Source organism: Streptomyces sp. NRRL F-6676 (assembly GCF_000725625.1).
Taxonomy (GTDB): Bacteria; Actinomycetota; Actinomycetes; order Streptomycetales; family Streptomycetaceae; genus Streptomyces.
The window spans coordinates 22,240-31,217 of the sequence record NZ_JOHS01000068.1; the positions used below are offsets into that span (position 1 = coordinate 22,240).

The following is an 8,978-nucleotide window of genomic DNA, read 5'->3' on the forward strand; positions in this document are numbered from 1 at the left end:
ACCTCCGTCACACCTGCACCTGCACCTGTACTTCGGTCACTTCGGCGTCGTCGTACGGACGTCGTCGAGTAGACGTATCGACACGCGATTCGGCTCCCTCCGGCGCCCTCCTCTTTCCGTCCTCTTTCCGACTTCTTTTCCGACGACCTCCACGAGCCCGCCCCCAACGGCTTCAAAAGTGACGCCTGTTCATGTTCAATCGCGGGTGTACCGGCGGTAACATCCGGCCCCACCTCAGCTCCGGAGGACCTGCCATGTCACGGCACACCCCCCGCACCTTCCTCGACAGACTGAGAACTCCCCGCGGAATCCACGGGTTCCTGAAGACCGCATCCGTATGCGTGCTCATTGCCGGACTTTTGTCCCCGCTTTCCACGGCCATGGCGGCGGACGGCACCCCCGAGCAGGCGCGGACGGCCGCGGCGACCGCCGGCGACCTGTGCGGCGGACAGTGCTCCGACATCCTCCCGCCGGGCGAGAACGGCAACGCCACGCTCGCCCAAGTGCTGCTCAACCAGGTGTTCGGCACCCAGCCCGACCACGCGGAGGACCAGCTCGGCCCCTACGCGAACCTGGCCACCGGCTACCCGGCGCTCACCGACGCGAAGATCGACACCTTCTTCAACGACGCCTCGTTCGGCGTCCCTTCGGGGCAGGTCGCCTCCACCCTGAAACCGGGCGGTCGGACGGATGTGACCATCGTCCGGGACAAGAAGACGGGCGTGCCGCACATCACCGGCACCACGCGCTACGGCACCGAGTTCGGCGCCGGCTATGCCGCCGCCCAGGACCGGCTGTGGCTGATGGACGTCTTCCGGCACGTCGGCCGGGGCCAGTTGACCGGATTCGCCGGCGGCGCCCCGTCCAACCAGGGCCTGGAGCAGGAGTTCTGGCGCAACGCCCCGTACACCGAGGCGGACCTCCAGGCACAGATCGACGGCGCCGTCGCCTCCGCCGGGGAGCGCGGCAAGCAGGCGCTCGACGACGTCAACGCCTACCTCGCGGGCATCAACGCCTACATCGACGCCTCCGACAGCGGGCGTTACTTCCCCGGCGAGTACGTCCTGACCGGGCACAAGGACTCGATCACCAACGCCGGCACCATCGACCACTTCAAGCAGACCGACCTGGTCGCGCTCGCCTCCGTGATCGGCGCGCTGTTCGGCTCGGGCGGCGGCGGCGAGGTCAACAACGCGCTCTCCCTGCTCGCCGCGCAGTCCCGGTACGGCGTGGCCGAGGGCACCAAGGTCTGGGAGTCCTTCCGGGAGCGCAACGACCCCGAGGCGGTCCTCACCGTCCACGACGGCGAGTCCTTCCCGTACGCGGCCAAGCCGGACGACCCGCAGGGCGAGGCCCTGCCCGACGCCGGGACGGTCGCGCAGGAGCCCCTGGTGTACGACCGCACCGGCAGCGCCGCCACCGCGAGCGCGAAGCGCACCTCGGGGACCGCGTCCGGCACCGCGCTCAGCTCCGCCAGGCGCGGCATGTCCAACGCCCTCGTCGTCAGCGGGAAGCACACCGCGAGCGGCCACCCCGTCGCCGTCTTCGGCCCGCAGACCGGCTACTTCGCCCCGCAGCTCCTCATGCTCCAGGAGATCCAGGGCCCCGGCCTCAGCGCGCGCGGCGCCTCGTTCGCGGGGCTGAGCATGTACGTCGAACTCGGGCGCGGCCAGGACTACTCGTGGAGCGCCACGACCTCCGGCCAGGACATCATCGACACCTACGCGGTCGAACTGTGCCAGGACGACTACCACTACCTCTACCACGGCACCTGCACGGCCATGGACAAGGTCGAGCAGACCAACGCCTGGAAGCCGACCGTGGCCGACTCCACGGCCGCCGGTTCCTACACGATGCGGGTGTGGCGCACGAAGTACGGCCCCGTCGAGTACCGGGCGACCGTCGGCGGCAAGAAGGTCGCCTACACGACCCTGCGCTCGTCCTATCTCCACGAGGCCGACTCGATCATCGGCTTCCAGATGCTCAACGACCCCGACTACGTGAAGGGCCCCGAGGACTTCCAGAAGGCGGTCCAGCACATCAACTACACGTTCAACTGGTTCTACGCCGACGCGCGGCACACCGCGTACTACAACAGCGGCGACAACCCGGTGCGGGCGAGCGGCGTCGACGCCGAGTTCCCGGTGTGGGCGCGGCAGGCGTACGAGTGGAGCGGCTGGAACCCCGCGACGAACACGGCGTCGTACACGCCGGCGTCGGCGCACCCGAACTCCGTCGACCAGGACTACTACATCTCCTGGAACAACAAGCAGGCCGAGGACTACGCCGCCGCGCCCTGGGGCGAGGGGTCCGTGCACCGCGGTGACCTGCTGGAGGACCGGGTGAAGAAGCTCGTCGCCGCCGGCGGGGTGACCCGCTCCTCCCTCGTCAAGGCGATGGCGGACGCGGCCCTGGCCGACCTGCGCGCCGAGGACGTCCTGCCGAAGCTGCTGGCGGTCGTCACCAGCTCGACGGTGACGGACTCCGCGACGGCGGCGGCGGTGAGCAAGCTCTCCGCGTGGGTCTCGGCGGGCGCCAAGCGCACGGAGACGTCGGCCGGTTCGAAGACGTACGCGAACGCGGACGCGATCCGCGTCCTGGACGCGTGGTGGCCGCTGCTGGTGAAGGCGGAGTTCGCACCGGGCCTCGGCGACGACCTGTACACGGCCATGACGGCCAACCTCCCCATCGACGAGTCCCCGTCGGCCGCGCACGGCCCGACCGGCTCGCACGCCGGCAGCTCCTTCCAGTACGGCTGGTGGAGCTACGTCGACAAGGACATCCGGGCGGTGCTGGGGGAGCAGGTCCAGGGCCCGCTGGCGCACGCGTACTGCGGCGACGGCAGCCTGAACGCCTGCCGCACGGTGTTGCTCGACACGCTGAAGGAGGCGGCGGGCAGGTCGGCGTCCCAGGTCTACCCGGGCGACGACCTCTGCTCGGCCGGCGACCAGTGGTGCGCCGACTCGATCGTCCAGCGCGCGCTGGGCGGCATCAAGCACGGCAACATCAGCTGGCAGAACCGTCCGACCTACCAGCAGGTGGTGGAGTACACGTCCCACCGTTGACAGACCGGCCCCGCACCGGCCGCTTCCGGTGCGGGGCCACCACCGGTCGCGCGGGCCCCGTCCGCGGGGGCGGACCGGGTCCACGGGGCGTCGACTCGGCGCAGGGGCCGTCCGTGGCCGCCCGGCTCACGTTCCCGAGGGCGGCTCCCCCTGTCGGCCGGGGGTGGGGAACGGTGTGCCGAGCAGCTGTTCCATCCGGATCGTGAGGTAGGAGCGCAGCCAGTCGTCGGTGTATATCCACATCGCCTCGGCCTCCATGCCCGCGACGACCAACTCGCCCACGCCGTCGATGCTCACGCCGGACCTGAAGAGGGCCTCCGTCTTCTCGCGCACCTCACCGGAGAGCGGGGCGATGCTGCCCGCGCCCATCGCATAGGTGTGCTCCAGGATGCCGGTGTCGACGTAGGCGGGGCACAGGACGCTCACTCCGATCCCGTGCCGTTCCGCCGCCAGCCGCAGCGACTCCGACAGTCCGACGACCGCGAACTTGCTCGTCGTGTACAGCACGTTCGGCCCCGCCACCAGACCGGCGCCCGAGGCGCTGTTCACGACGTATCCGCCCCTGCCGCGCTCGATCATGCGCGGCAGGAACGTCTGTAGCCCGTTGATCACGCCGGAGAGGTTGACGCCGAGCGTCAGGTCCCACTTGGCGTAGTCCAACTCCGACAGGGGCGAAGACGGCGCGATGCCCGCGTTGTTGAACAGGAGGTCGACCGGGCCGAGCGTCGACTCGACGTCGTCGGCGACGGACGCGAACGCCTCCCGCTCGCGGACGTCCAGCCGGCGCACCTCGACGTCCGTCACCTTGGACAGCTCCTCCCCGCTGCGGTGCAGGGCCTCCTCGTCGATGTCGGTGAGCGCGAGGCGCACCCCCCTGCTGCCCAGTGCGCGCGCGATGCCCAGACCGATCCCCTGGCCGCCGCCCGTGATGAAGGCGACCGATCCCTTCCAGTTCCTCATACCGATCTCTCTCTACTCTCTATGACGATCTGACATCTCTATGCTGACCAACACAGTAAGGGGTTGCCGAAGCGAGGGCGAGGTGCCGACGAGGGATTTCCTGACGTGCACGGGCAGGGGCGTCACTCGCCCGGGGCAGAGAGGGACGCGGGCACGGCCGGGCGCCGGAGCGGGCGCCGGGCGGTGTGCCCGCGCGGGACGGGCCGTGCCCTGGGGGAGGGGGTGCCGCTACCGGTGGCGGTGCGGAGCTATTCGGTGACGGTGCGGGGTGCGCCGTCGGAGGCGGGTCGCGTCCACAGGTCGGCGACGCTCTCGCCGACCATGGTCACCAGCGACCGCAGGGACTCTTCGAGGTCGATGCCGTTGGGGTCCAGGACCGATTGCAGATGGATGCCCGTCACGGCACCGGTGAGCGTGACGGCGACCGCGCGTTCCCGGCCGGCCGCGACCTCGGGGTCCACCCCGTCGGGGCGCTGCGCCCGCAGCCACTGTTCGACGCCCTTGCGACGCTGTTCGAGGAACGTCCGGTACTGCGCGTGCACCGTGCCCCTGCCGCTCAAGGCCTCGGTGAGGACCATGAACATCAGCGCGGAGTTGCCGCTGCGCACCCAGGTGGCGTAGTCGTGGACGAGTGTGGCCAGCGAGGGCAGGGACTCGTACTGTGCGGGCCCCATGAACCGGTCGATGGCGCGCTCGACGACGGCCATCACCAGGCCTTCCTTGTTCTTGAAGTGCCACGGGATGCTGCCCCGGCTGATGCCGGACCGCTCGGCGATGTCGACGAAGGAGGTCCGTTCGAAGCCGCGTTCGGCGAACAGTTCCTCGGCGGCGTCGAGGATGCGCCGACGGCTCTCGTCCCCGATCTCGTCGATGCGGCGTCGCCCTGCGGAACTCACGGGAGTCATCCTAGACGAACCTCCCTTCCCTCTCCCGGGGCGTCAGCCCCGCTCCAGCGGGCGGACCCGCGCCTCCTGCGCGGACTCCCGGCCGGGCGCCGGGCGCACACTTCTCGCCGGTGCGACGCGTCGCCACACCGGCGTCCCGAGCGCGTGCAGCCCGGCCGACGCGATCGCCGCGTACACCGGGAAGGTCACGGGGTCGAACGCCGTCGTGTCCTCGCCGGGCAGCACCAGCCGGAGGCCCACGACGGTGAGGGAGGCGAAGAGCCCGCCGAAGGTGCCGCGGACGGCGGCCGGCCATCCGCGTCGGTGCTCGCGTCCGGCGACGAAGGCGCCCAGGATCCCCAGACCCTGCCATGTCCACCAGGCCGCGCCGCTCCAGCCGAGCATGAGGAACGCCACGGCGCCGAACGCCACCGGCACCACGACCACGGACACGGCCTGCCGGGTCCAGGAGAACTCGGCGAACAGCTCAGGCGCGCGGGGCGGGCGCCCGCCCGCGACCGCCGGAGGCGCGTGCTCACGGTTTTCGGGCATTTTCCTGGCCCTCCTCACGCCGGGGGACCGGCGACGTCCGACGGGCTTCGCCATCGGTGCGGCACTGATGGAACACGATGGAACACGACAACCTAGTCTGTGTCAACCAGCATAGAAGCGGGCGCCGGGTGCGGGGCGGGGGCGGGCGGGGGCCGGGGTGCCGAGGGGGAGCGCGGGTCCGGTGGCAGGGGTGGACCGCAGGTCCGGCGGCGGGGTGGACGGCGTTCCGAGCCCCTTCCGCTCCACATACCGACCGGTTAGTCTGCGAGGTGAAGTCGATGCGGAACGTCTCGTCGTCTCGTCGTGTCGAAGGAGACCGATGGTGGAAGCCGTGCAGGATGCGGGAGTGGTCGTCACCGGGGCCGGGGGCGGTATCGGGGCCGCGCTGGCCCGGCGGTTCGCCGCCGAGGGGGCGCGGGTCGTGGTGAACGACCTGGACGCCGGGCGGGCGCGAGCCGTCGCCGACGAGGTCGGCGGGATCGCCGTTCCCGGCGACGCCTCCGCGATCGTGGCGGACGCGCGGGACGCCCTCGGCGGCACCGTCGACGTGTACTGCGCCAACGCGGGGCTCGGCTCCGGCGGCACCGAGGCCGCGCCCGAGGACGTGTGGGCCAGTGCGTGGGACGTCAACGTCATGGCGCACGTCCGCGCCGCCCACGCCCTGATCCCCGGCTGGCTGGAGCGCGGCGGCGGGCGCTTCGTGTCGACCGTCTCGGCGGCCGGGCTGCTCACCATGATCGGCGCCGCCCCCTACAGCGTCACCAAGCACGGCGCCTACGCCTTCGCCGAATGGCTGTCGCTCACCTACCGCCACCGCGGCATCAAGGTGCACGCCATCTGCCCGCAGGGCGTACGCACCGACATGCTCACCGCGGCCGGCAGCGCCGGCGAACTCGTGCTCGCGCCCACCGCGATCGAACCGGAGGCCGTCGCCGACGCGCTGTTCAAGGGCATCGCCGAGGACCGCTTCCTGATCCTGCCGCACCCTGAGGTCGCCGCCTACTACCAGGCGCGGGCCGCCGAACCCGACCGCTGGCTCACCCACATGAACCACCTCCAGCAGAAGTGGGAGGCCACCTCGTGACCGCCGTACCCTCCCGCTACGCCGCCAAGCCCTGGCTCGCCCAGCTCACCGAGGCCCAGCGCGCCCCGCTCACCCCGCCGGACACCCTGCTCCACGCTCTGCGGAAGCATGTCGCCGCCCACCCGGACCGCACCGCCCTCGCCTACTTCGACGGCCGGCTCACCTACCGGGAACTGGACGAACTGAGCGACTCCGTCGCCGGGCACCTCGCCGCCCGCGGCCTGGAACGCGGGGACCGCGTGGCGATCCTGTTGCAGAACTCCCCGCACTTCGTGCTCGCCCTGCTGGGCGCGTGGAAGGCGGGCGCCACCGTCGTCCCCGTCAACCCCATGTACAAGTCGGGCGAGGTCACCCACGTCCTGCACGACGCCGAGGTCACCGCGCTGGTCTGCGCCGACCGCGCCTGGGAGACGTATCTGCGCGAGACGGCGGCCGGCTCCTCCGTACGGATCGTGCTCACCGCCTGCGAACGGGACTTCCAGACGCGGAACGACCCCCGTGTGCTCACCTTCGAACGGCTCCCGCGGGCGTCCGACGCCGACGACCTCACCGCCGTCGCCCGGCAGGGCGGCAAGGCCCCCGAGGGCCGCACCCTCACCTCCGCCGACATCGCCCTCATCAGCTACACCTCCGGCACCAGCGGCACCCCCAAGGGCGCCACCAACACGCACGGCAACATCATGTTCAACGCCGAGCGGCAGCGCACCGGACTCGAACTGCCCGACACCCCCGTCTACTTCGCGATGGCACCGCTGTTCCACATCACCGGCATGGTCTGCCAGCTCGTCGCCTGCCTGGACAGCGCGGGCACGCTCGTGCTCGCCTACCGCTTCGAGGCCGGGGTCGTGCTGGACGCGTTCGCCGAGCACCGGCCCGTGTACACCGTCGGCCCCTCCACCGCGTTCATGGCGCTCGCCGCCCACCCCGCCGTCACCCGGGACCACTTCTCCTCCTTCCGCACCATCTCCTCCGGCGGCGCCCCGCTGCCGCCCGCCCTGGTGGAGAAGTTCCGGGCCGGGTTCGGGCCGTACATCCACAACGGCTACGGCCTCACCGAGTGCACCGCCCCCTGCGCCTCCGTGCCCCCGCACCGCGAGGCCCCCGTCGACCCCGTCTCCGGGACACTCGCGGTGGGCGTGCCCGGCCCCGACACCGTCGTCCGCATCCTCGACGACGCGGGGGAGGAGGTTCCCTTCGGCGAACAGGGTGAAATCGTCGTACGGGGCCCGCAGGTCGTCCCCGGCTACTGGCGCCGCCCCGACGCCACCGCCGAGACCTTCCCCGGCGGCGAACTGCGCACCGGCGACATCGGCTTCATGGACGAGGCCGGCTGGCTCTACGTCGTCGACCGCAAGAAGGACATGATCAACGCCTCCGGCTTCAAGGTCTGGCCGCGCGAGGTCGAGGACGTCCTCTACACCCACCCGGCGGTGCGCGAGGCCGCCGTCGTGGGGGTGCCGGACGGGTACCGGGGAGAGACCGTCAGGGCATACATCAGCCTCCGCCCGGGCACGGAAGCGGCTCCGGAGGCCCTGGCCGCGTACTGCCGGGAGAGACTGGCCGCCTACAAGTACCCGCGCCAGGTGGAGATCCTGCCCGAGCTGCCCAAGACGGCGAGTGGGAAGATCCTCCGTCGGGAACTGCGTTCCCGTACCGGCGGGGGAACCGTTGGAACTTCGCAGGCGTGACCGTAGGCAGCATCCAGGAAGGCAGGTGGCGGCAGTGCCCAGAACCACGGACGGAGACGGCGCGCCCGTCCCGCAGCGGCTCCTCGCCGCCGCCACCCGGCTCTTCGCCGAGCAGGGCTACGACCGCACGTCCGTGCAGGAGATCGTCGAGGCGGCGGGCGTCACCAAGGGCGCGCTCTACCACTACTTCGGCTCCAAGGACGACCTGCTGCACGAGGTGTACGCGCGCGTGCTCCGCGTCCAGCAGGAGCGCCTCGACGCGTTCGCGGACGCCGACGAGCCGGTGGAGAAGCGGCTGCGCGGGGCGGCGGCGGACGTCGTCGTCACGACGATCGAGAACCTCGACGACGCGTCGATCTTCTTCCGCTCGATGCACCACCTCAGCCCCGAGAAGAACAAGCAGGTACGCGCCGAACGCCGCCGCTACCACGAACGCTTCCGCGCGCTGATCGAGGAGGGCCAGCGCGAGGGCGTCTTCTCCACGGCCACCCCGGCCGACCTGGTGGTGGACTACCACTTCGGCTCCGTCCACCACCTCTCCACGTGGTACCGCCCCGGGGGCCCACTGGCCCCCCAACAGGTGGCGGACCACCTGGCCGACCTGCTGCTGCGCGCGCTGCGGCCGTGACGAGGGGCGCGGGCGGGCCCTAGTACTGCAACGGTGCTTGCCGTGACGGGTGGCCAGGTCAGGGGCTGTGTCCGCGTCGTTTGTAGTGGCTGGTGCGGGCCTGGTGTTGTCGTCGTC

General features: G+C 71.3%; 7 protein-coding genes. 4 read left to right on the forward strand and 3 right to left on the reverse strand.

Annotated features, from left to right (window positions below; all coding sequences use genetic code 11):
- The first annotated feature begins 254 nt into the window (after positions 1–254).
- Positions 255–3,065, forward strand: a complete 2,811-nt coding sequence (locus IO29_RS28310; RefSeq protein ID WP_030379437.1) for a penicillin acylase family protein — start codon at positions 255–257, stop codon at positions 3,063–3,065.
- Between the two features lie 126 nt (positions 3,066–3,191).
- On the opposite strand, the gene IO29_RS28315 is transcribed toward IO29_RS28310, so the two are convergent.
- The 3 genes from IO29_RS28315 to IO29_RS28325 all read right to left on the reverse strand — a co-directional run bounded on the left by IO29_RS28315 (position 3,192) and on the right by IO29_RS28325 (position 5,461).
- Positions 3,192–4,025, reverse strand: coding sequence for an SDR family oxidoreductase (locus tag IO29_RS28315; protein WP_051707966.1), 834 nt, complete (start codon positions 4,023–4,025; stop codon positions 3,192–3,194).
- A gap of 248 nt (positions 4,026–4,273) precedes the next feature.
- Complete coding sequence (locus IO29_RS35745) at positions 4,274–4,921, reverse strand: TetR/AcrR family transcriptional regulator (protein ID WP_051707965.1); 648 nt, start codon at positions 4,919–4,921, stop codon at positions 4,274–4,276.
- A gap of 42 nt (positions 4,922–4,963) precedes the next feature.
- The gene (locus IO29_RS28325) at positions 4,964–5,461 is read right to left on the reverse strand and encodes a hypothetical protein (protein ID WP_033226665.1); all 498 of its coding nucleotides are present in this window, start codon (positions 5,459–5,461) and stop codon (positions 4,964–4,966) included.
- Positions 5,462–5,780: 319 nt separating this feature from the next.
- On the opposite strand from IO29_RS28325, the gene IO29_RS28330 reads away from it, so the two are divergent.
- From IO29_RS28330 to IO29_RS28340, 3 genes are read left to right on the forward strand one after another with little or no spacing between them, the layout of a single operon-like run.
- The gene (locus IO29_RS28330; RefSeq protein WP_030379440.1) at positions 5,781–6,545 is read left to right on the forward strand and encodes an SDR family oxidoreductase; all 765 of its coding nucleotides are present in this window, start codon (positions 5,781–5,783) and stop codon (positions 6,543–6,545) included.
- Positions 6,542–8,233: a class I adenylate-forming enzyme family protein gene (locus IO29_RS28335; RefSeq protein ID WP_030379441.1), complete on the forward strand. Its 1,692-nt coding sequence runs from the start codon at positions 6,542–6,544 to the stop codon at positions 8,231–8,233. The genes IO29_RS28330 and IO29_RS28335 overlap by 4 nt, the downstream gene beginning before the upstream one ends.
- A 34-nt stretch (positions 8,234–8,267) precedes the next feature.
- Positions 8,268–8,861 carry a TetR/AcrR family transcriptional regulator gene (locus tag IO29_RS28340; protein WP_030379442.1) on the forward strand — a complete coding sequence of 198 codons (594 nt, stop codon included), beginning with the start codon at positions 8,268–8,270 and terminating at the stop codon, positions 8,859–8,861.
- The last annotated feature ends 117 nt before the right edge of the window (positions 8,862–8,978 follow it).

Bases quoted from the DNA above. Each gene is read 5' to 3' on its own strand.
- IO29_RS28315 (WP_051707966.1), bottom strand. From the start codon at position 4,025: ATGAGGAACTGGAAGGGATCGGTCGCCTTCATCACGGGCGGCGGCCAG.
- IO29_RS28325 (WP_033226665.1), bottom strand. From the start codon at position 5,461: ATGCCCGAAAACCGTGAGCACGCGCCTCCGGCGGTCGCGGGCGGGCGC.
- IO29_RS28330 (WP_030379440.1), top strand. From the start codon at position 5,781: ATGGTGGAAGCCGTGCAGGATGCGGGAGTGGTCGTCACCGGGGCCGGG.
- IO29_RS28310 (WP_030379437.1), top strand. From the start codon at position 255: ATGTCACGGCACACCCCCCGCACCTTCCTCGACAGACTGAGAACTCCC.